The 25,040-nt window shown below is 64.6% G+C and carries 16 protein-coding genes; 7 read left to right on the top strand and 9 right to left on the bottom strand.

Features of this window, described 5'->3' with window-relative positions; all coding sequences use genetic code 11:
- The first annotated feature begins 40 nt into the window (after window positions 1-40).
- Both hisC and AC50X9_RS01895 read left to right on the top strand, forming a co-directional pair.
- Window positions 41-1,138 (top strand): histidinol-phosphate transaminase, encoded by a 1,098-nt coding sequence (gene hisC, locus AC50X9_RS01900; protein WP_494889596.1) that lies wholly within the window; start codon window positions 41-43, stop codon window positions 1,136-1,138.
- Window positions 1,139-1,185: 47 nt separating this feature from the next.
- Window positions 1,186-2,598 (top strand): amino acid permease, encoded by a 1,413-nt coding sequence (locus AC50X9_RS01895; RefSeq protein WP_494889594.1) that lies wholly within the window; start codon window positions 1,186-1,188, stop codon window positions 2,596-2,598.
- Between the two features lie 2 nt (window positions 2,599-2,600).
- On the opposite strand, the gene AC50X9_RS01890 is transcribed toward AC50X9_RS01895, so the two are convergent.
- On the bottom strand, window positions 2,601-2,813 hold the full coding sequence (locus AC50X9_RS01890) for a hypothetical protein (protein ID WP_494889592.1): 213 nt from the start codon (window positions 2,811-2,813) through the stop codon (window positions 2,601-2,603).
- Window positions 2,814-3,051: 238 nt separating this feature from the next.
- On the opposite strand from AC50X9_RS01890, the gene AC50X9_RS01885 reads away from it, so the two are divergent.
- Window positions 3,052-3,699 carry a hypothetical protein gene (locus tag AC50X9_RS01885; protein WP_494889590.1) on the top strand — a complete coding sequence of 216 codons (648 nt, stop codon included), beginning with the start codon at window positions 3,052-3,054 and terminating at the stop codon, window positions 3,697-3,699.
- Between the two features lie 173 nt (window positions 3,700-3,872).
- Window positions 3,873-4,142 carry a hypothetical protein gene (locus tag AC50X9_RS01880; RefSeq protein WP_494889588.1) on the top strand — a complete coding sequence of 90 codons (270 nt, stop codon included), beginning with the start codon at window positions 3,873-3,875 and terminating at the stop codon, window positions 4,140-4,142.
- Here AC50X9_RS01880 and AC50X9_RS01875 read toward each other — a convergent pair.
- The 4 genes from AC50X9_RS01875 to AC50X9_RS01860 all read right to left on the bottom strand — a co-directional run bounded on the left by AC50X9_RS01875 (window position 4,135) and on the right by AC50X9_RS01860 (window position 15,363).
- Window positions 4,135-7,290, bottom strand: a complete 3,156-nt coding sequence (locus AC50X9_RS01875) for a UvrD-helicase domain-containing protein (RefSeq protein ID WP_494889586.1) — start codon at window positions 7,288-7,290, stop codon at window positions 4,135-4,137. The two genes, AC50X9_RS01880 and AC50X9_RS01875, sit on opposite strands and share 8 nt — an antisense overlap.
- Window positions 7,287-9,953 carry a PD-(D/E)XK nuclease family protein gene (locus tag AC50X9_RS01870; RefSeq protein WP_494889584.1) on the bottom strand — a complete coding sequence of 889 codons (2,667 nt, stop codon included), beginning with the start codon at window positions 9,951-9,953 and terminating at the stop codon, window positions 7,287-7,289. The genes AC50X9_RS01875 and AC50X9_RS01870 overlap by 4 nt, the downstream gene beginning before the upstream one ends.
- A gap of 1,470 nt (window positions 9,954-11,423) precedes the next feature.
- Window positions 11,424-13,373 carry an AAA family ATPase gene (locus tag AC50X9_RS01865; RefSeq protein ID WP_494889582.1) on the bottom strand — a complete coding sequence of 650 codons (1,950 nt, stop codon included), beginning with the start codon at window positions 13,371-13,373 and terminating at the stop codon, window positions 11,424-11,426.
- A gap of 409 nt (window positions 13,374-13,782) precedes the next feature.
- The gene (locus AC50X9_RS01860; RefSeq protein WP_494889580.1) at window positions 13,783-15,363 is read right to left on the bottom strand and encodes an alkaline phosphatase D family protein; all 1,581 of its coding nucleotides are present in this window, start codon (window positions 15,361-15,363) and stop codon (window positions 13,783-13,785) included.
- 351 nt (window positions 15,364-15,714) lie between these two features.
- Here AC50X9_RS01860 and AC50X9_RS01855 point away from each other — a divergent pair, with 351 nt between their 5' ends.
- Window positions 15,715-16,452 (top strand): hypothetical protein, encoded by a 738-nt coding sequence (locus AC50X9_RS01855; RefSeq protein ID WP_494889578.1) that lies wholly within the window; start codon window positions 15,715-15,717, stop codon window positions 16,450-16,452.
- A gap of 40 nt (window positions 16,453-16,492) precedes the next feature.
- Here AC50X9_RS01855 and AC50X9_RS01850 read toward each other — a convergent pair whose 3' ends face one another.
- Entirely contained in the window at window positions 16,493-16,876 is a 384-nt protein-coding gene (locus tag AC50X9_RS01850) for a TfoX/Sxy family protein (RefSeq protein ID WP_494889576.1), read from the bottom strand.
- 372 nt (window positions 16,877-17,248) lie between these two features.
- Here AC50X9_RS01850 and AC50X9_RS01845 point away from each other — a divergent pair, with 372 nt between their 5' ends.
- Window positions 17,249-18,403, top strand: a complete 1,155-nt coding sequence (locus tag AC50X9_RS01845) for a DUF6226 family protein (RefSeq protein WP_494889574.1) — start codon at window positions 17,249-17,251, stop codon at window positions 18,401-18,403.
- Between the two features lie 808 nt (window positions 18,404-19,211).
- Here AC50X9_RS01845 and AC50X9_RS01840 read toward each other — a convergent pair.
- Window positions 19,212-21,188: an APC family permease gene (locus AC50X9_RS01840; RefSeq protein ID WP_494889572.1), complete on the bottom strand. Its 1,977-nt coding sequence runs from the start codon at window positions 21,186-21,188 to the stop codon at window positions 19,212-19,214.
- Window positions 21,189-21,472: 284 nt separating this feature from the next.
- The gene (locus AC50X9_RS01835) at window positions 21,473-22,414 is read right to left on the bottom strand and encodes a potassium transporter TrkG (RefSeq protein WP_494889570.1); all 942 of its coding nucleotides are present in this window, start codon (window positions 22,412-22,414) and stop codon (window positions 21,473-21,475) included.
- A 50-nt stretch (window positions 22,415-22,464) separates the two neighbouring features.
- Between AC50X9_RS01835 and AC50X9_RS01830 the strand changes: the two genes are divergently transcribed.
- Window positions 22,465-22,692: a hypothetical protein gene (locus tag AC50X9_RS01830; RefSeq protein ID WP_494889568.1), complete on the top strand. Its 228-nt coding sequence runs from the start codon at window positions 22,465-22,467 to the stop codon at window positions 22,690-22,692.
- Window positions 22,693-22,925: 233 nt separating this feature from the next.
- Here the strand turns inward: AC50X9_RS01830 and AC50X9_RS01825 are convergent, their stop codons facing one another.
- The gene (locus tag AC50X9_RS01825; protein WP_494889566.1) at window positions 22,926-24,908 is read right to left on the bottom strand and encodes an APC family permease; all 1,983 of its coding nucleotides are present in this window, start codon (window positions 24,906-24,908) and stop codon (window positions 22,926-22,928) included.
- Window positions 24,909-25,040 lie beyond the last annotated feature (132 nt).

Genomic DNA, 25,040 nt, shown 5'->3' with positions numbered 1-25,040 from the left:
GCTTGCATTGTGGGCGGAGTCACACCCATGATCAGTCCTCATGACCCGTGATCAGCTCCTCACCGCACCGGACACCGCACTCCCCGCCCTTCGTGGCGCTGTGTCCGGCCTCCCGCCGTATGTCCCGGGCCGGCGCAGCGCCGGCATGGACATTGCTGCCCTTGCCAGCAACGAAAGCCACTACGAGCCGCTGCCCGCTGCCGCCGCTGCGGTGGCCGCAGCGGCCGGTACCATGAACCGCTACCCCGACAGTGCCGCCGTCGAACTCCGTGAACGGATCGCCAGCCACTTCGGCGTCACCGCCGGAGAGGTCGCGGTGGGACCCGGCAGCGTGGGCGTCCTCCAGCAGATCATCACCGGCCTGTGCGATGCCGGGGATGAAGTGATCTTCGCGTGGCGCTCCTTCGAGGCGTACCCCCTCCTGGTGGAGCTGGCCGGCGCCCGGCCGGTCCGCGTTCCGCTGGACACCTTTGAAGGCCACAACCTCGATGCCATGGCCGCAGCCGTCACCGCCCACACGAAGGTGATCCTGCTCTGCACCCCCAACAACCCGACCGGCGTGCCGATCAGCCACGAGCGCATCGAGGCCTTCCTGCGCTCTGTCCGTTCCGACATCCTCGTGGTGATCGACGAGGCCTACGTGGAGTACGCCGAAGCGGGCAGCGGCCCCGATTCGCTGGCGCTCTACCGCCAGTACCCCAACGTCTGTATCCTGCGCACCTTCTCAAAGGCCTACGGCCTCGCCGGCCTGCGCGTGGGCTACGCCGTGGCAGCGCCGGCCATCGCTGAGGGGCTGCGCCGGACCGCCCTTCCCTTCGCCGTGAGCGCGCTGGCCCAGAAGGCCGCCGTCGCGTCGCTGGACGCCGGAGCGGAGATGGAAACTCGGGTGGCCGCGGTCACGCAGGAGCGCGCCCGGATGGCCGCGCAGCTCGAAGCCCAGGGCTGGAAGCTGCCGTCGAGCCAGGGCAACTTCCTGTGGATCCGTGCGGATGAGAGCCTCCAGGCAAGGCTCGTGGAGGCGTTTGACCGCGCGGGCATCATGGTCCGGGCCTACCAAGGTGACGGGGTGCGGATCACCGTTGCCGGCCCCGCCGCCAACAACCGCGTGCTCCGGGTTTTGGAAGCCCACGCAGTCTAGGAATTTTCTGACCCTTATCATTCCGTTCCACAACCAGAGGACTCCCCATGGAACAACAGACAAAGACGTCTGGCCGCCCGCTCGGCGCCACACTCAAACCCCGCCAGCTCACGATGATGGGCCTGGGAAGCGCCATCGGTGCGGGCCTTTTCATCGGCTCCGGGGCCGGTATCCAGGCCGCCGGTCCGGCCGTGCTGATCTCGTACCTCGTAGCCGGCACCCTCATCATCCTGGTGATGTGGGCCCTCGGCGAGATGGCCGCCGCCAACCCGGACAGCGGAGCCTTCTCCGTCTATACCGCCAAGGCCTACGGGCCGGTGGCCGGTGCCACGGTGGGCTGGCTCTGGTGGCTGCAGCTCGTGGTGGTCATCGCCGCCGAAGCGCTCGGCGCCGCAGGCCTGCTGGCCACCATCTTCCCGGCCCTGCCTGTGTGGCTGATGGCCTTCGTGTTCATCGTGCTGCTCACCGCCGTGAACCTCACCAGTGTGAAGAACTTCGGCGAGTTCGAGTTCTGGTTCGCCCTGCTCAAGGTGGCTGCAATCGTCGGGTTCCTCCTGGTGGGCGCAGCCCTGCTCTTCGGCTGGCTGCCGGGGGTGCAGTCGCCGGGCCTGTCCAACTTCGCCGGTGCCGGATTCGCACCCAGCGGTTTTGCCGGGATTGCCACAGCACTGTTCGTGGTGGCCTTCGCGTTCGGCGGCACCGAGATTGTCTCCGTGGCGGCAGCTGAGACTGCCGAGCCGGCCCGCAGCGTGAAGAAAGCGGTCCGCACGGTGTTGTGGCGCATCCTAGTTTTCTACATCGGTTCCATCTTCATCATTGCGGCCGTGGTTCCCGTGGGTTCGGCGGGGCTGAAGAGCCCGTTCGCGGCGGTACTGGACGCCGCCGGCATGCCCGGCGCAGCCACCGCCATCACCCTGGTGGCCGTGGCGGCACTGCTCTCCGCGCTCAACGCCAACCTCTATGGCGCCTCCCGGATGGCGTTCTCCCTCGCCGAGCGGGGCGACGCGCCGCGCCTGCTCGCCTCAGTGTCCAAGGCACGGGTCCCGGTTATCGCAGTCCTGGCCAGCGTCGCCTTCGGCGTTGTCACGGTCGGGCTGGAGCTGGCTTTCCCCGAGATGGTTCTTCCCGTCCTGCTCAACATTGTGGGCTCGACCTGCCTGCTGGTGTGGACGTCCGCGCTCCTGGCCCAGCTCGCGCTGCGGCTCCGCGCCGACCGCGAGGGGACGGAGCTTCCCCTGCGGATGCCCGGCTTCCCGTGGCTGACGGGCTTTGGCCTGCTCATCCTCGCGGCGATCTTCACGGTGGGCTTCATCGGCGAGGACTCACGCCCCCAGCTGCTGAGCACCTTCTCGCTTGTGGCGCTGCTGGCGGTGGCGAACTGGGTGCACCAGCGGAACGGGAAGGTTCCGCCCGTTGAGGAATCCTCGGAGCGTCCCAAGGAACCGGTGCTGATCGACTGAATTCAGGGGATACGGGCCCACATCGCGGGTCCGGTGCACGCGGAGGGCGCGTCCGGTTTGGCCGGGCGCGCCCTTCCGCAATGTTTTGCCGAACTGTTCATGCTCATCATGAAATCGGCTATGTGGCGGGTCGCGTCGTAGACTGCCTGCTCGTCGTCAATGGCCACGCTGGGCGAGCCCGACTTGTCGCTGATGGCGACGGAGATGATGGGCATGTTGGGGCCACAGGCCTTGCCAAGGAGCGGACAGTTCCTTCACGGCTGTCGGCGCCATCCGTCGATTATCGGCCCACGGACGCGATTTCCGAGACGGGCGGGGCGCGCCATAATCTGCCGCTCCCTGCTTTCGTATATCGTTCGAGGGTACTCGACAATTCGATGTGTTGTAGCCGGTAAACAGCGCTGAGTTCCGAGGCAATTTTTACGTCGAACTTAAGCTGGAGATCGAATCATCGTGAACTTCTTCAAAACAATCATGAACTTTTTCAAAGCACGGGTTCTGCTTTGGCCGGTCTTGCTGCTGATCGTGCTGCTGGTTGGGGGAGCGGCCGCCGCATTCGCATCCGGTGGCCTCAACGCCCTCGCCCTCAAGTCCCTGTTCAGCAGCAGCTCCAGCGAACGTGATTCCCAGGTGGTTCAAGCCGTCACGCGCGTGCAAGAGGTCGCCTTACTTAGCCTTCACATCGAGGGTGTCACGAGGCATGAAAGTAATGGGGAGATTCTCGGCGTGGCTATACCCGCGAGCGAGAAAACCACGCTCATTCAGTACAAGTTCGACGCAAAATTAGGCGTCGACGGGTCACAGGTGAAGATCGAACCCACCGGCCCACAGTCGTTTCGGGTGACCATCCCTCAATTTATTGGCATCGGCTTTGACAAGCCCAAGTTCGAGGACGCCCTCGAGAGCTCCAACCCGCTTGGCATGCTGGCGGCCCCAGCCGTTGAAACTCGCATGATGAACAACGTTCTCAGCGACGACAATAAGCAGAAGTACGTCACCCAAAACGCAACAGCGCTGAAGGAGCAGGCTAAGGTGTTCTACTCCGGAATCATCGCCAGCGTCGATCCCGAAATCACCGTCGATTTTGAGTTCGCAGAGTGAATACCTGCAACGCCCAGTCCTTCCGCGTGAACCCGCGGTGGAGATGGCTGCTATGTCCGGAGCGGTGACCATTACGCTGGAGTAACCCGGTGAACCGGCTGAATGAGAAACCCACCAGCCGGCAACTGCGTAAGGTGCACCTTTCTGTCGGAGCGGCGACCTACAGTGCGTCTATGACTCCCGACGAAGCGATCCCCGAACCGAAATCGAAGACGAAGCGCGTCGTCTCGCGGAAGTGCCCTGTTTGCGGCAGCGAGGCCTTGCGTATTGGCTACGGAATGATCATGCCGTCTGCCCGCGAAGAGATGCCCAAGACTGAGTTCGCGGGCTGCGTGATCGTGCAAGAAGAGCGCATCTACCCCGCGACCGGCAAGGTCGGGCATACCCAAATGGGCGTGCCAGAACCCGGAATGCCGGCACCGCTGGTGGTGACGCTCAGCTGATCCGGAACATCTTCCCCAGCGCGGGCATGTGGATCAAAGTTTCGACGACGGGCCGCCCGGTGATGGACTCAATCGCTTCGGCGTAGCCGCGCATCTGGCCGACGTACTTGACCTTGATGTGACCAACCGGGTCCTTGCCCGGATAGGACTTGTGGTCCACCAGCACGTAGCCGGCAGGTGTCTCCAGCAGAAGGTCGATCCACCCTTCCATCAGCTGGTTGTCCGCGTTCCGCCAGGCCACGGACTGTTCCGTGGTGACTGTCGCGCCCGGGTACTGCTCGGCGAAGAACGCGAGCATCCGGTCGCCTGCTTCCACCACAACGGCGGCGTCGACGGCGGACGCGGCGCCCCAGCGGTCCAGGAGCCGTTGCGCCGCCAGGAGCCGGACACCACTGTTCATCTCGGCAAGCGGCAGGGCGAAGTAGCCATGGATGGCGGAGCCCACGTGGTCCCAGTTGGCGGCTCCGTGCGGAATCAGCTGCGCCCCCAGGGCTGCAGCCTCCGTAACGTCGGCGACGAAGCCGAAACTCTCCATCGAACTCGCGGTCACCCGCGCAGGCTTCTGAGGCACCGGGCCGGACACGGTCAGACCGTCGGCGAATTCCCGGGCGGTGCTTTTCTCATCCGTTGCAGGCGCATCGGCAGCCTCGTAGCTGAATGCTTCCACGGACAGCCGGCGTTCATTGTCGCCGGGCCGGCCCTGGACGACCAACTTCCCGTCGACGCCGTCATCAGCGGTCCATTCCACGATCGGTCCTGGCGCAAGGGTGTTCAGCGAAGCCGGGGCCGGCTTGGCTGCTGCCAGGCAGGTGACGCTGATGGCGCGGGTCAGCCCCACGTAGAGTACCCGTGCCGAGTCCGCCTGGCGGCGCGCCAGCACACGCCGGGCGACATCCGACTCATCCGCCGCCGCGGAGAGCGGTTTGAAGCCCTTGCCGCCAAACGGCCAGGGCCAGAAGCGCACCCACCGGCCGGCGAGGGGATTCCGGACGTCGATCTCGGCGACGCCTTCAACCGCAACACCCCACGGCTTTGCGGCAACAGGGGTGTCCAGGCTGGCCAGGACCACGGCCGGCCATTCCAGGCCCTTGGCCTTGTGATAGGTCAGCACGTTGACGACGTCGTCGCCGAAGTTCTCGCTGCCGGCGCTGTCGGCGTCGGCCAGGAACTTGAGCGAGCCGCTGAGTGTGACGGGCTTGCTGAGCGCGGCACACGATTCGTAGTACCGCTCCAGCAGTGCGCGCAGCGCATCGAGGTTCTTCAGCCGCGTACCGGGGTTGCTCCACGATTTGATCAGGCGGGCAACGCCGAGCCGGGACGTGACTTCCTCCATGATTTCCGTGGGCGTGCACAGCTTGGCCAGGCCGCGAAGCTCGACCAGCCCGGCCACAATCGGATCCGAAGCCCAGCGTTTGAGTTCTTCCTGGGGCTCGGCGGCGTCGAACAAGGCGGGCACCCAGCGGCCGAACTCAGCGTGCTCCGGGTGAAGGTGCGCCAGCTCGGCCAACGCCACCGTGTCGTCGTCGGAGGCGACAAAGGCCATTCCGGCGCGCACCAGCTGGACCTCGCGTGCGGCGAACAGTGAGGAGGTGTGGGTTGTCGCCTTGAGCCCGAGCGTCGTCAGTTCCGCGGCGATGGCCTCCACCGCAGCGTTCGACCGGGCCAGGACGGCGACGTCGGACGCCTTGAAGCCGCGCCTCTGGATCAGGTCCGCGACGCCAGTGGCGATGGCCCGGCGCTGTTCCGGCACCGTCTTCGCCGCCAAAGTCCAGGCCTCCCGGGAACCGCCCAGGGCGCTCTTGGGATGCGCGGAATCCTGTCGGGCCTCCGGGACCTCCAGCTTTACTTCACGCTCGCTCAGCTCCGGGAACATGGCGAGGCTGATCGCGTTGGAGAGCTCGATGACAGCTTCCTTGGACCGCCAGGACTCGGTGAGCTGGGTCTTCTGCTGAATGTGGGCAGCGACGGCTTTCATCAGCTCCGGGTCCGTGCCGCGGAATTCGTAGATGGCCTGCTTGGCGTCGCCCACCCAGACCACCTTGTCCACCAGCTCGGCGAACTTCGTGAACAGCTGGAGCTGCAGGGGACTGGTGTCCTGGAACTCGTCCACCACCATGAACTTGATCCGGCCCGTGATCGAGGCGCGGAACTCCGGGTTGTTCTCCAGCAGGTCCAGGACCAGGGTTTCCTGGTCGGCGAAGTCGATGAGCCCGTATTCGCGCTTGAATTCGGCGAACCTCTCCAGGCAGGAGGCCGCGCAGGCAAACACCAGTTCGGTGAATTCCCTCAGCTCGGTCTGGAAGGCCGGGTTGGCCACCAGATCCGTTTCGACCGCGGCAATGTAACTTTCCAGCAGCCGCTTGGCTGCCGCATTGGAAACCCCGGCCGCGTCGATCCAGAAGCGCCATGGAGCGTCCTCCGGCGAGGCATGGGACAGGACGGGCTCCAGCAGCGCGATTGAGGCGATCAGGTTCTTGGGCGGGGTCTTGCCGCCGTCGATGAGGTCGGCCGCCATTGCGCGCATGCTCATGAGCCCCTGCAGGAGCTGGTTGGACCAGGACGCGCGGTCGTCGAGAGCCACCGGTCCGAGGACCTGCTGCAGTCCGTGCCATGACGCGGACGCTGAGTGCGCCAAGTCGGCGGGGCTGATTTTGTTGCCGCGGGCGGCGTCGGTGATGTCGCGGACGATCTTGCGCCAGTCGGGGTCGGTGCCGCGGATGTCCGATTCGCCGTCGTACCCCAAGCGCCGTGCCAGCGGCTGGATCCGCGGCGTGAACGCGGCGAACACATCGTCGGTGGCCAGCTGGAAGATCCGGAGTTGTTCGTCCTCGGCGATGACCTGCAGCGCGGGCGAGAGTCCGGCGTCGACCGCGTATTCCTGCAGCAGCCGGCTGCAGACGCTGTTGACCGTGCCCACCATGCTGACGGACATCTGCCGGGCGGCATCGGGACGTTCCTGGCCGAAGAGTTCGGCCTGTACCCGGTCGATGAGTTCGGCGGCGGCTTTCTTGGTGAAGGTGGTGGCCAGGATCTGGCTGGGCCGGGTGCCGGTGTTGATGGCGCGGGCGATTTCGCCCATCAGGCTGTAGGTTTTCCCGGTTCCGGCGCTGGCGGTGATCATTGTGACGTTGCTCAGGGCGTGGTTCATGACAGGTCCCCCTTGAGGCCGCAGAGTGCGGAGAAGTCGCAGAAGTTGCAGGGCGGTTTCTGGTAGAGCCTGCCGTCCGCGGTGGCCGTGTCGCGCTGTTCGTCGGCGGAGCCGAGCTCGTGCCGGCCGGTGGCGAGGACCCGTCCGGAGACGACTTCGGAGATGGAGAATTCGGCGGCGCGGACGGACCGCTGCCAGGTGCTCCGGCTGGAGGCCGGGCTGGCCAGGGCGGGTCCGAAGAGTGTGCTGGTGGAGGCGAATTCGCCTTGTTTGAGCAGGTAGTAGGACATCGCGGCGTCCTCGGCGACGGTGGACATGGGGTCCGGGCCGTCGTCGAGGGCCCAGTGGTACAGGGCGAGCTGCATTGCGTTTCCCCCGGTGATCTCTTCCCGCCGGTACTTCGAGCGGTTGGTCCATTTGAGGTCGATCACTACGGGTTCAGCCTGTTGGTCCGCGGCCAGGACATCGATGGAGCCGGATACCTGCACCTCGGTCCGGGCGCCGTTGACGTTGAACGTGGCCGGCTTGTCGAACTTGTGCTCGGTGGCGCGGATGTACATGCCCTGGGTCTGCAGGGTTTGGAACAGTTTGATGACGGAGTGCTCGACGACGGGCCGGAGGCCGGCGAGTTTGCTTCCCCGGCCGGGCAGCAGCAGCTCCGAGGCGTAGTGCGGCACGAGGTGGTCGAGTTTCGCCTGGACTTCCGCCGGCGTGGGCACTGCCCGGTTCGCGGCGTGGAGTTCGCCGAACAGTTCCTCGACAACCCGGTGGACCAGGGTGCCAATCATGGTGTTGCCGGTGGGGACGGATTGCGCGGCGCCCACCTTGAGCCGGCCCTTCTTTTCGAGCACCCATTTCAGGGAACAGCCGATCAGGGTGCTGAGCTGCGAGTAGGAGAGCTTGTCGGGTATGAAGGCCGGGCGGGGGCCCAGTTCGTGGGTGGCGGGGAAAAGCTGGGCCGGGGTGGGCTGCACCGGCGTGAGCGCCGCGGTCCGGCCGGCGAGGTGCCAGACGCCGTCGTGCACCAGGTCAGCGGGGGTAACGGTGAAGGCCTTGATGGTGTGTTCCACGGCCTTTTTGTTCTCGTCCGCGGTTCCGGGCAGGGGGACGGGCAGGACACTGAAGGCGAGCGAGGACAGGACCGGGTGCGCTTTCGTGGGCTCGCCGTTGATCTCGGCGGCGCGCACCAGCAGCAGCCGCTGGCAGCGCCTGGCGGCTTCCACGGCGACGGCGAGCTCCAGCTCGGCGAGCGCTGCCGGATCAGGCAGTTCGACGCCGACAGTCTGCAGCGCCCGAAGTTCGGCGCTGTCCCAGTGGCGGGCGCGGGCCTGGCCGTCATCCTGGCACCCCCACCAGACCAAGGTATCCACGTCGTCGTAGAGTTCCGCGAGGCTGCGCAGCGTGACCCAGGGCGCGGCCTCGCCGCTGGAGATGGGACTGCCACTGGCGGGAATGACGGATTCCAGGATCCGCGCAAGGGTTTTGCGCGTCACCGGTTCCGGTCCGTCGATCAGGGCCGTGAATTCATTGAGCTGGCTAAGCACGGACTCCAGCTGGGGGTAGATCTGCACGCGGCGGCTGAGCTGGGTGCGCAGCCACTGCGCGCGTTCGACGACGGCGCTGCCGCTGACGGTCCCGTCGTCGGCCAGCAGCCCGGTGCTGAGCAGAAGGTCAAGCTCGGCAGCCATGTCGGGGCCGAGGGTCTCGTCGCTGCTGATCTGCTGCAGCGCAGCGAGCCATGCCTCGCCCCCGGTTCCCGGCTGGGCGGCGAGGGCGCGCAGCAGCTGCCATCCCGCTCCGCGGCGGACGGGGCTGACCGGGAGGTTTAGGAACTCGCCCAGCAGCTGGACGTCCACCGGCCCCCAGATGACATTGAAGAAGAGCGGGATGATCTGGTCCACGGCCCGCCAGCGGGAGCGGCTGCTGACACCGATCCGGGGCAGGCCGCGCAGCTGCAGTTCCTGGTCCAGCAGGGACGTGCTCGCGGAGGCAACGACGGCGGAGCGGTCCGTTCCAGGGTTTGTCGCGGACGCGAGCCAGCGGGCCGTGTGCTCGGCGGCTTCCCATTCGGTTTTGGCGACGAGGACAGTCACGTCGCCCACCGGCTCCGGGTGCGGAGCCGGGTCTGTGACGTTCACCCCGCGCCGTTCGAGGGCATTGATGAGCCGGCCCCAGATGGCGGGGAACGAGATGCGGGGGTGCTGGAGTTCCAGCCGGGAGATCCCGAGCGGCCAGTTCGCGGTGGCGTCGCTCTCGAGTTCGTGGACGAGTTCCAGCGGGAAGTCGGCGAAGGCCCGGTCGAGGGGGAGCGGGCTCTGCTCGAGAGCGGCGAGGGACTGCAGCTTCGCGGTGGACCCGGCCGGGGCCACCCCGGTCCAGCCGTTGACCACGAGCTCGTCGCGCTGGTTCAGCAGGTCAATGGCTGTGGACCACGGGTCGACGGAGAACGACCCGTGGAACCAGGCCGCCGGGGTGTCCTGATCCGCGAGGCGGGCCAGGTACTGCCGGATCCGCGGCGAGTGGCGGGCGTCGGGTCCGGTGAGCCCGAGCCGGGTCTGCAGGAGCTGGGTCAACCCCAGCGGACCGAGGCGCACTTCGCCCAGTGCGGAATCCCGGTAGGCCCACGGAGCACGGTCCAGATACAGGCCAAACAAAACGTTCACATCGTCCCCCTGGACGTGTAGGACCGACAGTTCCTCGATCATATGGGCGGGGTCGGACAATGCACGGTGCGGCGCGTTGGGGCGGCCAACTGGCGAAGTATGACGCGTCCGGCGGAGGCGAGGCGCGCGAGGCATTCGGTCCAAAACTTGCGGATACTGAGGCAGACGGGGCGACAGTGACTATGACTCGAGTAGTTCGAGCTTCGGCACTCAGCCGTTCGGTTCGGACTCTAGTTCGAGTCCCGTCGAACACTTGGGTAGTAGGTCGCACAACAACTCGTCCCCGGCTCCCCTCGTGTGGATTTGTTCTGTGTCTTCCTAGGCAAAGTGGAGGTCGATCACCTACGTAGGCGATACTTACTGACGATAGTTAATAAGTCATCATGCGGGGGTCCTGTGGAACTTGAAGAAAATGCCGTCGTTGTTCCACTCGTCCCGCTGGACGCGGAGCCAAGTACCGAGACGATGCTCCGAATGTTGATGAATCGAGAGGCGCTCCTCATTAGCCGCGTCGCAAAGCCCGCAGAAAGCACGACGACGGGGATGGTTGCGCAAACCTCGGGAGCGTTCGCGAAGGCGATCAGTCAATCGTTTGGACAAGCTGGCCTCGCCGCATCGACTCATGGTCTATACCGAGTTATCCTGCCGACCGGATCGGTGGCACGAGATCTCGTCCCTGCCGTTGGCGGTGGGTTCCGGGGAATCGCTCGCGCGGCTGGGTCAACAAAGATCGCCGGGCACGTACGCCTCATGCCGGCGGCGGCAGGTACTGGTGCCGCCGTTGCAGCTGGGCGCAGACGATGATTCCTAGTTCAGTCGGCGGACCGCGATTGACCGGATCGCCCTTACTCAGGCATCCCGCTGCGCACGTCACCCGGCCCCCGTTTCGGCAAAATGTGCCCGCCGCAGTCTAGGGCCTCCGTTCCGCCACGATATTGCAGGTGCTGGGGCCTACTGCCAGCACGGCATGCAGGACGGCAACAGTGCGTGAAAGGCCAGAATGAAGTATCCGGATTTGAAACAGGCCCGTTGCACTGTCGGATCCCGGGGATGCGGGCGCTGGGAAAGGGGGCGGACGGTGGAACGTACTCACAAGCTAAAGAGCTGGCCATACGGATGGAAGAAGAGTGCGCAGGGCCGGACGTTCTCCTGATTTGCGGGTTTGGCTACTCGGTTGAGTCGTGGCAAGTTCTAGCTCGATGGGTCGACCGTGCCGGCTAGATCTGCGAGGTGACGTGTTGCGCCTGGCGGGCTAGGGAGACCTCCGCGCGGAGTCTGGCCGGTCAGCTTCTATGCGTCACTGGCCGTTTTCGATCTGTGCCTGTCCCGCCATGTGCTTGTACGGCTCGCCAAATGGGCGCGCTGAGGGAATGTCCGCTTAATGATGGTTCCCCGGTCAAACGGACATTCCCAAACAGGGCGTGCTTCAGCCATATGACTCTGCCGTGTCGATCTACCTTCGAAGTGAGGTCAGCGACGCGCGTCTTGAGCAAAGCTGACAATGGCCTTTACACATTGCGTGAGCGATGATGGCACGGAGGTGCAGTCTGCTTCGTTAGTCGCAAATCTGTACTTGTGAGCATGCTTGGTCCGGAGCTTTCCCTTGCACGCGTGGAGTTTCGAAACGAACGACCCCCATTCGTCGAGTTCCTCTTCGAGGTCTCGTCTGAAGGCCGTGAACCGAGGCCCAACATATGTTTGGTCGCCAAATGAGTAATCTTCGGAGGCTCGCGTCCCTGTACTGGAGGGCAACCAGGAAAGAAGATCGTTGGTTGCCGCCTCGTGACGCAACCGGTTCGTCTCGATTTCTGGACCCAGCGGTTGAACGGCTGAGTAGGTCGGTGAGTAGTCTGCATCGAAAACAACGTAGACAGGAACGCCGGAGCTGCGAAGGATCTCGAAGGCCATCGACATGTTTTCCTTTCCGCCGACGTTGATGACACAAACGCCTTGCTTCGCCAGGGGCATATCGAGGCGTTCACTTAGGTGCTCCAGTACGACTTGATCGGTCGGGCCCTCTACGAGTGCCACCGCGTCTGCAAAGAACCCTTCTGAAAATGACGTCGGCAGCCACTGTTGCACTTGTTTGGAGACTTTTTCACGTGACCGGCCCAGCGACTTCGCTACCGCTTGGTCGTCCGTGCTGGTCACAGTTGAACGTCCATCCGTTATGCGTAGACGTCGCAGACTGGAAAACTGCTCGGGCCGAACAAAATAGGGGGAATGACTTGCTAGAAGGACCTGCCTGCCTTTTTGAGCGGCGATGGCCGTCAACGCCGTGGCAAAAGCGCGAGCCCGTGTGGGGTGCTGGTAGACCTCTGGTTCCTCAATGCAAAGGATCAGGGTCGGGTGGTCTTCGGAATCGGCGTCCCCTTCCCCCGCCATGGCCTGCAGGATCGACATCATTACGGCCCGCTGCACGCCGTGTCCTTGCCGGGATACGTCAACACTTGAACCGTCTATTTCGACGGTGGTCTGAACAGTCGTCTCAATTCGGGGTGAAAATGGTTCGACTGTGGGGGTGAACCTCACGGTTGCGCCTGGAATCAGCTCCGCCAGCGACCTATTGACGCGAGAGGTCGCATGTTCTGTACCTGTATTGATTGAGTCCACTACCGCCTCATTGAGGTTGGTGATGGATTCCTCGTTCTGTTCGATCCACTCGTCGCGTGCCGACTGCCCAGCTTCGGTGAGAAAGCTGCCAATGAGCTGGGAAAGTACGCTCCCCTTCCCCATTTCGCCGATGTCCGAAGTCAAGTCGTTCCCAGCCGGAATGAGCACTAACTGAACGCAGTCCCGAAGCACATTGGCTCCGTTGAATCCGAACATGTGCTTGGCGTCTGAGTCGTCGATGGTTTCGAGAAGCGGCACATTTTCGGGCGAGTCTTCCCACGCGGCCAGTTCGCGTTCGATTTCATCGCTCTTGGCGAGTCGCTCTAGTGCGGGCAAAGTTGTCAGATATTCACGCAACTGGTTGTAGGCGGCTCGTTTTTCCGTGACTGATTTGATGGCCCGTACGGCAGCGAAGCCGGGTCCTTGGAGGGAATCCCCAACAAACTTGGTCTCGATTCCAGCGTCAGAGACCGTCCAAGTCTTGCGAAACGTTACACTTTGCTTCCGGCCGTACTCCCGGAGCAAACGCCGGTCTCGCGCCGTGAAAGCGTCAAACGTGACTTCGACCTGAACATTGTCCACCTCAGGCGTCTGCGCTCCGGGCAATGTAAAAAGGTCCTTGGGGTCCAGTCGACGATCGTTCACGAACCAGTCCAAAGCGTAAAGCACCGACGACTTGCCACAACCATTTGAACCTAAAAGAACGGTGTAGTCGTCGATCTTCAACGTCGACTCGGCATGCGAACGGTAACCGCGGACTGTGACGGAGCTAATAAGCAATTTTCCCCCTGAAGTTGAACTAGCCATTGATGTGCAGCCATGGGCACATGACTCCAAACGATAAAGTAGGGCACGCCATAAACTCGCATTTAGCCCCAACAGAAGCAGAGATGCATGAACGGTCACCTCTACCAAGACTTGGAAATTTCTACGAACCCTTAAGGGCGGGCTAGCTAGCCCTATGGATTCCTCCCGGAGATGTGCTCAGCACGTACCGGGGTCTTGGCCCGCCAGCGCCAGCGGGGTCAGTCACAGCAGACCATCGGCGCACGATACGGCAACCTCAGTGACACCGCCATTCAGGGTTGACCAGTCCAGGCATCCGGGGGATTCGTCGGCGTAGTGGACGTTTTCGGCAGGCCCAATGGAGGGGGATTCGACGACGGCGGACGCGTGCCCGCCGTCGTCCTTGCTGGTTTCGACAGACTCTGCCCCGCTACCGCAGACCTGGTACCCCGTCCCGAATCGCGAAGGACGCCTTCGTGCGGACGGGGGAGCCCGGGGTCGTGACGTAGTCCAGCGTCCGGAAGTCAGCGGTCATCGCGTCCCTGGTGATGCGGGTGTTCACGTAGCCGCGGTTATCGTTGTAGAACTTCAGGTGCGGGTTCCAGGGCATGACCGGGTCCGTGGTGGAGCCTGAGCCGTTACCGGTGGAGGTGATGGAGGTGCAGACGAGTTCCGAGCCCACTACGGGCGAGGCCGGGTCCTTGTAGTCCACCTTGACGTCGTTGGCCCAGTTGCGGTGCACGTCGCCGGTGAGGACGACGGCGTTGCGGACGTTCGCGTCCACCCAGCCCTGTGTGATGCGGCGGCGCGACGCGGCGTAGCCGTCCCACCCGTCCATGGAGACGTCGTCGATCTCCGGTGCCTTGTTCCTGTCTTTCTCGGCGAAGAACACCTGCTGGCCCAGGATGTCCCAGCGCTGGGTGGAGTTCTTGAAGCCGTCCAGCAGCCACTTTTCCTGTTCCGCGCCGGTGATGGTGCGGTCCTCGGCGAGCCGCCCGGCCACGTTCTTCTTCCAGCCGTCGCCGGCGAGCTGGTCGTCGCGGTACTGCCGGGTGTCCATCATGTGGAAGTTGGCCAGCTGGCCCCACTGGATGGTGCGGTAGATCTTCATGTCGAACCCGGCGGGCACGGACGAGGGCCGCAGCGGCATGTTCTCGTAGTAGGCCTGGAATGCGGCCGCCCGGCGCTGCCGGAAATGCTCGGTGGTGTCGTTCAGCTGCCCGGCATCCTTGTTTTCCGGGACCTCATCCGCCCAGTTGTTGTCCACCTCGTGGTCATCCCAGACCACCAGCCACGGCGCCACAGCGTGCGCGGCCTGCAGGTCGGTGTCGGCCTTGTACTGCGCGTGCCGCTGCCGGTAGCCGGCCAGGGTGGTGGTCTCCGGGCCCGCGTGGTCGCGCGGGTTGCCGCCGCCGATCACGTAGCTGTCCTTCTTGTATTCGTACAGGTAATCACCCAGGTGCAGCACCAGGTCCGGCTGGTCCTGCGCCAGCCGGGCGTAAGCGGTGAAGTAGCCGTGCTCGAACTGCGCGCAGCTGGCGAACGCCATGGCCAGCGACGCCGGCGTCTCATGCAGCGCCGGGCTGGTCCGGGTGCGTCCCACCGGGCTGAGGTGCCGGCCGGTGCGGAACCGGTAGAAGTATTCGCGCCCCGGCCGCAGGCCTTTCAGCTCCACGTGCACGGAGTGCGCGGTTTCGATCCGGGCCTGCTCGACGCCGCGGGCCACGACCGTGCGCATGCCCGCGTCCTCGGCCACTTCCCAGGCCACGGCGACGTTCCGCGACGGCATGCCGCCCAGGCCGTTCTCGGCCACCGGGTCCAGCGCCAGCCGGGTCCAGAGCACGAAACCGTCCGGCCACGGCTCGCCGGAGGCGATGCCCAGCAGGAAGGGATCGGTGCGGAGACCGGCGTCGTCCGCGGTGGAGGTGGCGACGGCGGCACCCGGCCAGGCGGCGACGAGCCCGGCCCCGAGGCCGGCGGTCAGGAGGGATCTGCGTGAAAGGTTGTCCATGCCTTGGACCGTACGGCGGCCTGTTGGACAACCTCTATGGATGATGTGAACACGTCGTTAACTACGTGACAAGATCTGTCGAGTGGGTTTCGGAGCGCTCGGTTTCACCCGGCTCAGCGACCGGGAGTAGCCGTTCCAGCGACTAGTCCCGGATCAGCTCCTGTTCCAGCCTCATTGACTGTCTCCGACCTTATCGCTCCCCGATGCGTCGTAAAGCGCAGCCTGATCAGAAGTCAGTCTGCAAGGGTGTTCTGGTTCAGCCGACTGCACTACCTTTCTTCTATGGCCATGGGCAAGCAACGGTGCTCTGGCCCCTGCAGGAATTTCTACTCAGAAGGAGTGGGAAAGGCCATGAATCCACGTACCAAAATCTTCTTGGGTCTCATCGTCCTGTTGCTCGTTGTTGGCGGGGTGACACTGTTTGCCGTCGACAACACAAAAAGGACCAGAGCCGCGGAGTACAACCCGCAGATCAACCCCGCCGATTTCACCACCCAAATAACCAATAAATTCTTCGCCCTCCCTGTCGGCAAAAAATTGACTTACGAGACCACCGAGCAGGGAAAGGTCACCGAGAGGATTGAAATCGAAATCCTGCCGGAGACCATGACCATCGAGGGCGTGGAGACGGTCGTGTATCTGGATAAGGAATACAAGAACGGGCAGCTCGTAGAGGAAACCCGGGATTACCTGGCGCAACACAAAGACGGCGACGTGTGGTACTTCGGCGAGGACGTGGACAACTACTGGAACGGGATGTTGTTGAACCACTCCGGCAGCTTCTTACATGGACGAGACGGGGCAAAAGCCGGCATCTGGATGAAGGCCGAGCAGCGCGTCGGCGATTCCTACAGGCAGGAATTCTACGTTGGTCATGCGGAAGACATAAGGGACACGATCGCTACCGGCGAGACCGTCACCACGAAATCCGGCACCTACACTGACTGCGTCAAGGTCTACGACTGGACGCCGCTTGAAAAGGACTCACGGGAGCATAAATATCACTGCCCCCAGGTCGGTGCGCTGGTCCTGACCGAGGACCTGCAGACGGGGAGCCGGTCAGAACTCGTGAATGTTGCTCTGCCCTAGACTTCTCAGGCTATGCGCGGCAAGCACAGGCCGGCGGCCGCTACTTTTTGGGCCGGGGCTTAGAAGCCTTCGGCTCCTTGGGTGGCAGCCCGGCCACGCGCTCAAATGCCTTCTGTACCCATGCCCTGACCCGCGCCTCATCGCCGGAGCCCTCGGCGTTCCAGACTTCCGGCAATCCCGTGTAGCCGCCCATGGGACGCTCCGGTGGCCCGAAGGGAACGGTCCGCTCGGTACCTTCCAGCATCTCCTTGTCCGCCTCGGCCAGCTTCACTCCGATGGTGGGGCCGAACAGGCCGGCGAACATGTTCCCGTTCACGAAGGCCCCCAGGTTCCCGAACATGGGCTTGATGATCACCTCGGGGTGGTCAGGCAGCACCGACCGGAAGTGTTCCTTGTCGGCGTCGGACGCTTTCGGCATTTCCACGAGTCTTCCTCCGGTAGCTGGTGGTCAGGGGGTCTTCCTGCAGGATATGCCTGCAGCCGGGGGCGGTACAGGCGCAGGGTCCAGGGCATCACCGTGAACGTACGGACCGATCGTGTGGCAACCCGATACACGAGAATTGTGTAGGCCACCGCCAGGAAAGTCGACGCCTCAATGAGCTCGTCGCCAGCGAACCCTTTCCGGCCGGGGGTGGATCACGTCACGAGTCGGGCAGAATCCAGGAACGCCCACGACGCAAGGCAGCAGCGAGCTGGCTAACCGCATGATGTGACTCGGCGGTCCCTGCGCAGAGCCGCCGGAGCCTGCACCAACGGAATCCTCGGCGATCGCTGGCCCGCGGACTACGATCGCGGTATGGGGACAGCAGAGGACTTGTTTGAAGGGCAGCCGGGCGCGTTGCCGACGCCAATGTCACGCCGCAGCGCGCTGTACCGGGAAGTTTCCGGCCCCGCGGTGGTCCGGCACGTGCAAGGCTATGCCCCGTTCGTTGAATTCTGCGCGGCGCAGGGCGGTCGGCCCGACGAACTGGCAGCGGATCCCGAACGGCTCATCTGGTTCCTGCGCTCGGTCGGCTCCCAAATTGCGAAGGACAGCACCCTCAGTGCGGCTGCGGCGGTCTTCGCCGGGAACACCATCGCCCGGCTGCGGCCGGACGCGAAGTGGACCGCCTTCGAAGGGGCCCTTCCCACGGTGGGAAACCGGGAGAAAGCGTTCGAGGTGGACCGCCTGCTCGAAGCTCTGCGCAGCGCGGACGACGATGCGGTGCGGGGGCTCGTGACCGTACTCTCGGACTGGGCCCAGGAAGAGCCGGACGAGCCGCCGGCAAGACCGCCCCTTCCGGTATTCCGGTCAGCTGGACAGCCCCGCTACGTCCGGCCGGAGCTGCCGATGGAGACCTATTACAACGGCGACGGGGAGCCCATTCCTTACGGCCGGCAATGGGGCGAGGGCGGGCCCGACCCGGATTCCTACAGCGTGGACAGCCACCCCGAGCGTTTCGCCGGACTCCACGGCGTCGCCCGTGCCCTGATCGACCATTTGACGGCCGTGTACGACTGCGACGTCCAGGACGATCCGGTCCACGCCGGCGAGCTGCTGAGGGAGGGCCCGGACGTGCTGCAGGCGGTCAAAGTCACCCCGCGGAGTTCCGAAGCGGCGGCCCTGACGTTTGTGCTGACCGGGTATCCGGGAGTGATGGTGCACGCCGGGGTGCTGCATGACTTCCCGTTTCCGGTCTGCGGCTGCGATGCCTGCGACGAAACAGTTGAGACAACAGCAGACCGGCTCGAGCTGCTGGCGCTCTCGGTCGCGGCCGGCGGATACAGCGAACGCTACCCGGTGGGCCGCAAACGGTGGAGCGAATACGCCCTGGCCGCGTTCGACGGCTCCGGATCGGAAAGCGGCCAAGGCGAACCCGCCCCGACCAGCCCCGCCCGCCTCCACGACGCGGAGATCCGGCTGCGGGATGTCGCCGGCGGGTGGAGACCCTGGCCACTGCGCCGGAGCTGACGCCGGAACCCCCAGGCGCAGCCCGATCCGGGATTGGCTCAGGCGATGATCAGCCGGTGCTGCCCGGGGACAGGATGTTGAGCCCGGCGTCCACAGCTGCCGCCAGCAGTTCGGCGTCGTAGGCCACCAGGACGTCGGACTGCAGCCGGATGGCGGCCGCGAGATGGATGGCATCAGCGCTCCGCGAACCGCCGGTCAGGGCAGCCGCCTACATCAGATCCGAGCGCGCCGAATCCATCAGGTTAATCGCGCCGAGCACGGAATTGATGAGCGCGGCGGGGAAGCCGCGCCGGTGCCCTGCACAATGCAGTTCCGTGTACAGCAGCATGGACGCCACCAGCCGGTCGCCGCGGGCCGACGCTTCTGAGATGGTGAGTTCGGTGGTCAGCGAAACATGGCGGCGCGGGGATCCGTAACGAATATCCTCCGGATGTAGGTTGCGTGTTGTTAAGCGGTGGCCCGCTACGGCCTAAGGGTCAGTCACGGCGCGACCCTGATGCTGTCGCTTAGTCAGAGCATGAAGGCGCTCGTAGATCGCCCTCCGCCCAGCGCAACCAGCCCGCAAGACGTTCCTTAAACGGGACCACGAAACTGCCAACCCTGGCAGCAAGTTTACCCGAAACCGGGAGGCTCCTTCCTCACCGAAACCCTTCTCGCGTCCCTGTGGCTCAACTATCATGCGCTCGGCCAGCATCCACTTATCTACGTGAACACGGTGAGCGTCCTCGAAGTGAAAACGTTGTTCGGCGATTGCGGCATGGCCGTCGTTACCTCGGATCTCCTCACAGTTGAGGATGCAACGGTCCACTCAGCCGACGTGAACCCAGGGGCGGTGAGTGACATCGGGCTCAGCTTCACGCAGCACTTCCCGGGTGACGGATGCGATTTCGCCCTCGCCGAGGATCAGGAACCGCAGGAGGTTGGTGATCGGGTTTTCTTCGGTCCAGCGGAAGTAGATGTGGGGCATTAGCCCGGTCACGTCCCGGATGTGGAGCAGGACCGAGGCGATGGTGTTCGGGACGACGGGGCCGTGGACTTCCAGGATCCGGTATCCGTGCCGCATCACGCCGCGTACGTTGAGTTCTGTTTCGAAGTCGGACGAATCATCGACGATCACTTCAAGGAACAGCGCCTCGTGTTCCAGGGGCAGGTGGCTGGCCTCGATGGCGGAGGTGAGCTTGTCCCGGTATGAGTCGGCGGTCAACCGGAGCGGTTCGTGGGCGATGAGCGCGATGGGTCCCTCGAGGGTGTCGGACATGAATTCCAGGGCCTGCCGGTCCAGGTGAACTTGGGTGGCGTGCAGTTCGAAGGAGCGGCCGACACGGGAGAGCAGGGAGATCACGATGATGCCCAGGATGAAGACGCCGGCGATCCTGATGCCTTCGGGCCGTTCAAAGATGTTGGCGATGGTGGTGTAGGTGAACACCGCGGCGATGGCGCCGAAGGCGATGGTGCGTTTGCGCTGCTGGCGGCGGCGGGCCGAGAGGGTGACCGCGGCAGCTGCCGAAGTCATGAGCACCAGTACGCCGGTGGCGTACGCGCCGCCCTGTGCGTCCACATCAGCGTCGAAGACGTAGGTGATGAGGAAACCGACCAGGGTGAACACCAGCACCAGGGGGCGGACGGCTTTGGCCCAGGCCGGGGCCATCCCGTATCGGGGCAGGTACCTTGGGACGAGGTTCAGCAGTCCTGCCATCGCGGAGGCTCCGGCGAACCACAGGATGGCGATGGTGCTGATGTCGTAGATGCTGCCGAAGCCGACGCCGAGGTATTCGTGCGCCAGGAAGGCAAGGGCTCGGCCGTTGGCCTGTCCGCCGGGCCGGAATTCCTGTTCCGGTATCAGGACGACGGTGATGAAGCTGGTGGTGACCAGGAAGCAACTCATGATCACGGCTGCGGTGGTCAGCATGTTCCGGGCTCCGCGGATGCGGCCCGCTGGGTTGTCCTCGGTGTCTGTCTCGTCTCCTCGGACCTGGGGCATGACGGCGACGCCGGTTTCGAAGCCTGACAGGCCGAGGGCAAGCTTGGGAAACACCAGAAGGGCTATTCCCACGACCATGATCGGGTCTCCGTGGGAGTTCCACAGGGTCGTCCACCAGTCGCCCATGGCAACCGGGTGGGTGAACACCTGGATGAGCGACGTTGCCACGACCACAGCGTTGAGGCCAAGGTAGAGGACGACGAGGGTGACGGCGATCCCGATGGCTTCCTTGAAGCCGCGCAGGAACACTGCGGCCAGCAGTGCCAGCAGGAAGAGGGTGACGGGGACGTTCTGGCCGTGCAGCCAGCCGGGGGCGACTGGGTTCTGGATCAGGTGTGCGGTGGCGTCGGCGGCCGAGAGGGTCATGGTGATCATGAAGTCGGTCGCAGCGAATCCGAGCAGTACCAGGACGAGGAGCTTGCCGCCCCAGCGGGGCAGCAGGCGTTCAAGCATGGCGATGGAGCCCTCGCCGCGGTGGCTTTCCCCGGCGACGCGCCGGTAGACGGGCAGGGCGCCGAGCAGGGTGACGGCGATGAGCACCATCGTGGCCAGCGGTGAGATCACCCCGGCGGCCAGGGCCGCGATCGCCGGCTGGTAGCCCAGGGTGGAGAAGTAGTCGACACCTGTCAGACACATGACCTGCCACCAGGGATGCTTCTTTCCATCGGCGGTGGTGATTCCTCCGGGGCCCGGGTGGTGGCCTTTGCTGTCCTGGAGCCCGAAAAGCAGCCAGTTTTTCAGGGCCTCCCTGCCAGCCGGGCGGGGTGCGGAGGGATCTGCCGGCGGCCGGCTCATCGTGGTCATGAATCCTTCCCTCGCGGCACAGCAACACACCGCGGTTACAGCCGAAACTAACACCAGCGAATAACCGTGGTCTTCGAAAGGCGCCTTTCTTAACGCATCCTTTACGCCCGCGTGCCGGAATCGCCTGCTCGGCCCTTCCGGGTGAGGCCGGCGAGCGTTGCGGCGGGCATTTCAGTCGCGTTGAACGGACCTTAATGGGCGGTCAGGATCACCAGACGAGGTCGAGTCCGGGGGCCCGGCACCGGCCTGCGAGGGCATCTCATTCAGCCTATTTCGCCGTCGCCTCATCCGATGATGGGTTTTTCCTCAGGCAGCTGGTAGAGGCGGGGCCGGGACGAGAGAGCGAGGGCCGAGGCCACCGTCACGGAGCCGATGCGCCCGGTGAACATCAGTGCCATAAGGACCCATTCCGCCGCCGGGGGCAGGTTGTAGGTGATGCCGGTGCTCATGCCGACGGTGGCGAAGGCGGAGATGGACTCGAACAGGACCTTTTCAAGGCTGTAGTCGGTGAACATGAGCAGCAGCAAGGTGCCGGCGACGACGGCGGCGACACCGAGTAGGGCCACGGAGAGGGCCTGACGCTGGGACGAGGAGCTGACGGAGCGATGCGCGATGGTGACGTGGTCCCGGCCCCGGACCTCATTCCAGATGGCGAAGCCCAGCACCAAAAACGTCGTGATCTTGATGCCGCCGGCGGTTCCGGCGCTTCCGCCGCCTATAAACATCAGGATGTTGGTCACCATCAGTGTTTCCGGTGCCGCGGTGCCGTAGTCGATGCTGTTGAATCCGGCGGTGCGGGGAAAGACGCCGCCGGCGAAGGATCCAAGGATCTTGCCGGTGAGCGACAGCTGGCCGAGTGTTTCGTTCCTGTTCCATTCGAAGGCGGCGAACAGTGTGATGCCGAGGGCCAGGAGCAGCATGGTGCCGTAAACGGTCAGGCGGAGGTGGATAGACCAGTCCCTGACTTTGATCTTCCCGCGGGTGAGTTGGATGATGACGGGAAATCCGAGACCGCCGGCGATGATGGCCAGGCAGATGGGGGTGATGATCCAGGCGTCTTCGGCGAAGCCGATGAGGTTGTCGCTGTAGAGGGAGAAGCCGGCGTTGTTGAACGCCGAGACGGCGTGGAAGGTCCCGTGCCATAGGGCGGTAGCCGGGTTTTGGTCATAGGCGATCCAGAACCGGGCGGTGAGGACGGCGGCGGTGGTTGCTTCAAAGGTGAGCATGATTTTGCGACCCGCAGCAGCACGGCCCGGACATCACCGAGGTTCAGGGTGTGGGTTTCGGATTGGGCCACGAGCTGGTCACGGAGCCCGATGTTTTTGCGGACCAGCAACGCGAGGAGGGTGGCGAGGGTCATGATTCCGAATCCGCCGGCCTGGATGAGCCCGAGGATGATGCCCTGGCCGACAGGAGTCCAGAAGGTTGCGGTGTCGACAGTGATCAGGCCGGTGACGCAGACGGCGGACACCGAGGTAAAGAGGGCCGGCATGAACGCTTCTGAGGCCGCGTCGGAGCGTGAGATGGGGAGCATTAGCAGCGCGGCGCCGACAATGATGACGGCCAAGAACGCCAGGGGGACGGAGCGGACCGGGTGGGAGAGGGCGCGGCGGACTGCGCTGTCTTTCCGGCTTCCGGTGCTCTTGTCGTTGCGGAGGATGGCCTGCACGGCCGTGATGCCGAAGGTGCCGGTGGCCGGGCTGACGGGTTTGGATGTCACCCCCGTTCTTTTGGTGCTCACCCGACGTGGATGCCGGGGCGGCGGTCCGGGTCGGGTTCGTTTTCGCGGATGATTTCGCGGACCACCGGGGCGGTGTCCCCTTGACCCAGGAGCAGGTAGCGCATGAGGTGGGCCAGTGGGTTGCCTTCGGACCATTCGAAGTAGGCGTGCGGGCGGACGCCGGTGGCGTCCCGCAGGGCGAGCAGGATCGCGGCGATGGCGTTCGGCGCGGCGGGGCTTTGGGCCCGCAGGACCCGGTGGCCGTCCACTTCGATGCCCCGGACCTTGAGGGTGTCGCTGAAGCCGGAGGGGTCGGTGATGTCTATTTCCAGGAAGATGACGTCGGCGGTGCCGGGCACCGGGTTCATTCCGCGCTGGGCGGCTTCCTTGCCGGCGTATTCGGCGGCGTCGCGGGCGTGGGGGCGGTTGGCGATGAGGTTCAGCCGGGCGTCGTAGTCCAGCGAGTCGGTGATGAACTGGCGTGCGAGGTCGTCGAAGTCGATCCGGTCAACCCGCAGCTCGGTGGTCCGGCTGATCCGGGACACGAGGGAAACAGCGACGATTCCGAGGATGAAGAACCCGGAGATGGTGATGCCGTCGGGTTTCGCGATCACGTTCGCGGCCAGCGCGTAGAGCATCACCACGGTCAGCGCGGTGAACCCGACGGCGGCCGCGCGCTGTTTTTTGCGGATGGCGGAGATAGTGACCGCGACGGCGCCGGAGACCATCATGGCCAGGATGCCGGTGGCGTAAGCGCCCGCCTGGGCGTTGACATCGGCGTTGAAGCCGATGGTGATGAGGACGCTGATGGCGGTGTAGACGAGCACGACCGGCCGCACCGCGCGGGACCAGTCCGGGGCCATGCCGTAGGAGGGCAGGTAGCGCGGGACGATGTTAATCAGCCCGGCCATCGCTGAAGCGCCGGCGAACCAGAGGATCAGGATGCTGCTGACGTCATAGACGGAGCCGAAACCGTTGCCGAGCTGTTCGTGGGCCAGATACGCCAGGGCACGGCCGTTGGCCTCTCCGCCCTCCCGGAACGCCTCGGCCGGGATCAGCACGGTGGTGACGAAGCTGCTGCCGAGCAGGTAGACGCTCATGATGACAGCGGCGGTGGTCAGGAGCTTGCGGGTGTTCCGGATCCGGCTGGCCAGCTGCTCTTCGACGGTGGCGCCCTTGGCCGCCACGAGGGGCATCATGCTGACGCCCGTTTCGAAGCCGGAGAGCCCGAGGACCAGCAGGGGGAAAGCGACCAGTGCGGGTCCTGCGATCCCGCTGATGCCACCTCCGGCGGAGGTCAGCGCTTCGGTCCAGGCGGCGAACGCGCCGGGGGTGGTGAACACCTCACCGATTCCCACGCCGATGATGACGGCGTTCAACAGCAGGAACACCGCGACCAGCGGGATGGCGACGGCGACGGCCTCGGTGAAGCCAATTAGGAAGACCCCTCCCAGGATGAGCAGGAGCACGACGGTGATCGCGACGGCCTGGCCTTCCAGGAACGGCGGAAGATACGGGTTCTCCAGCAGGTGGACGGTGGCGTCGGCCGCGGACAGGGTGATGGTGATGATCCAGGAGGTGGCGACGAACCCCAGCAGGATGAGGACGAAAATTTTCCCCTTCCAGAATGGGAGCAGGTTCTCCAGCATCGCTACCGATCCTTGCCCGTGAGGGCTTTCCTGGGCCACCCGCCGGTACATCGGCAACATGCCCAGCAGGGTCAGGGCGACGATCAGCAGCGTTGCTAGCGGGGACAGGGCGCCAGCGGCGAGGGCTGCGATGCCGGGCAGGTAGGACAGGGTGGAGAAGTAGTCCACTCCGGTCAGGCACATGACCTTCCACCAGCCCTGCTGGGGTGCGTGGTCTTCGGCCGTCTCGGGCCCGACGGGCTGGTTCACCCGGTGCTCCAGCAGCCACCTGACCAGTGCGTTACCGGGTTCCGTTTCGCGTTCGGGATTCGGAACGGTTGCGGGGATGGAAAACTGGGCGGAGGCCGTCAAGGACGTGTCTTTCTCTACTGCCGGAGACGGGCACAGCTGGCCCGTCTCAGGCGCGACGTTGTGCTGATAACCACCGGAGCGTAGCACCGGGCGGGCAGGCCCCAGCGGCTGATTCCGGGGATCTTAATGCTT

It is taken from the genome of Pseudarthrobacter sp. HLT1-3, from assembly GCF_059383535.1.
The sequence above is the reverse complement of the archived record's forward strand: the minus strand, read 5'-3'. Positions and strand labels throughout refer to the sequence as shown.

What these genes read in the sequence shown, in the direction of transcription:
- AC50X9_RS01840 (WP_494889572.1), bottom strand. Translation starts at nt 21,188, where the DNA reads ATGACCACGATGAGCCGGCCGCCGGCAGATCCCTCCGCACCCCGCCCG.
- AC50X9_RS01875 (WP_494889586.1), bottom strand. Translation starts at nt 7,290, where the DNA reads ATGAACCACGCCCTGAGCAACGTCACAATGATCACCGCCAGCGCCGGA.
- AC50X9_RS01890 (WP_494889592.1), bottom strand. Translation starts at nt 2,813, where the DNA reads ATGCCCATCATCTCCGTCGCCATCAGCGACAAGTCGGGCTCGCCCAGC.
- AC50X9_RS01845 (WP_494889574.1), top strand. Translation starts at nt 17,249, where the DNA reads ATGGGGACAGCAGAGGACTTGTTTGAAGGGCAGCCGGGCGCGTTGCCG.
- AC50X9_RS01865 (WP_494889582.1), bottom strand. Translation starts at nt 13,373, where the DNA reads ATGGCTAGTTCAACTTCAGGGGGAAAATTGCTTATTAGCTCCGTCACA.
- AC50X9_RS01860 (WP_494889580.1), bottom strand. Translation starts at nt 15,363, where the DNA reads ATGGACAACCTTTCACGCAGATCCCTCCTGACCGCCGGCCTCGGGGCC.
- AC50X9_RS01895 (WP_494889594.1), top strand. Translation starts at nt 1,186, where the DNA reads ATGGAACAACAGACAAAGACGTCTGGCCGCCCGCTCGGCGCCACACTC.
- AC50X9_RS01855 (WP_494889578.1), top strand. Translation starts at nt 15,715, where the DNA reads ATGAATCCACGTACCAAAATCTTCTTGGGTCTCATCGTCCTGTTGCTC.
- AC50X9_RS01880 (WP_494889588.1), top strand. Translation starts at nt 3,873, where the DNA reads ATGACTCCCGACGAAGCGATCCCCGAACCGAAATCGAAGACGAAGCGC.
- AC50X9_RS01835 (WP_494889570.1), bottom strand. Translation starts at nt 22,414, where the DNA reads ATGCTCACCTTTGAAGCAACCACCGCCGCCGTCCTCACCGCCCGGTTC.
- hisC (WP_494889596.1), top strand. Translation starts at nt 41, where the DNA reads ATGACCCGTGATCAGCTCCTCACCGCACCGGACACCGCACTCCCCGCC.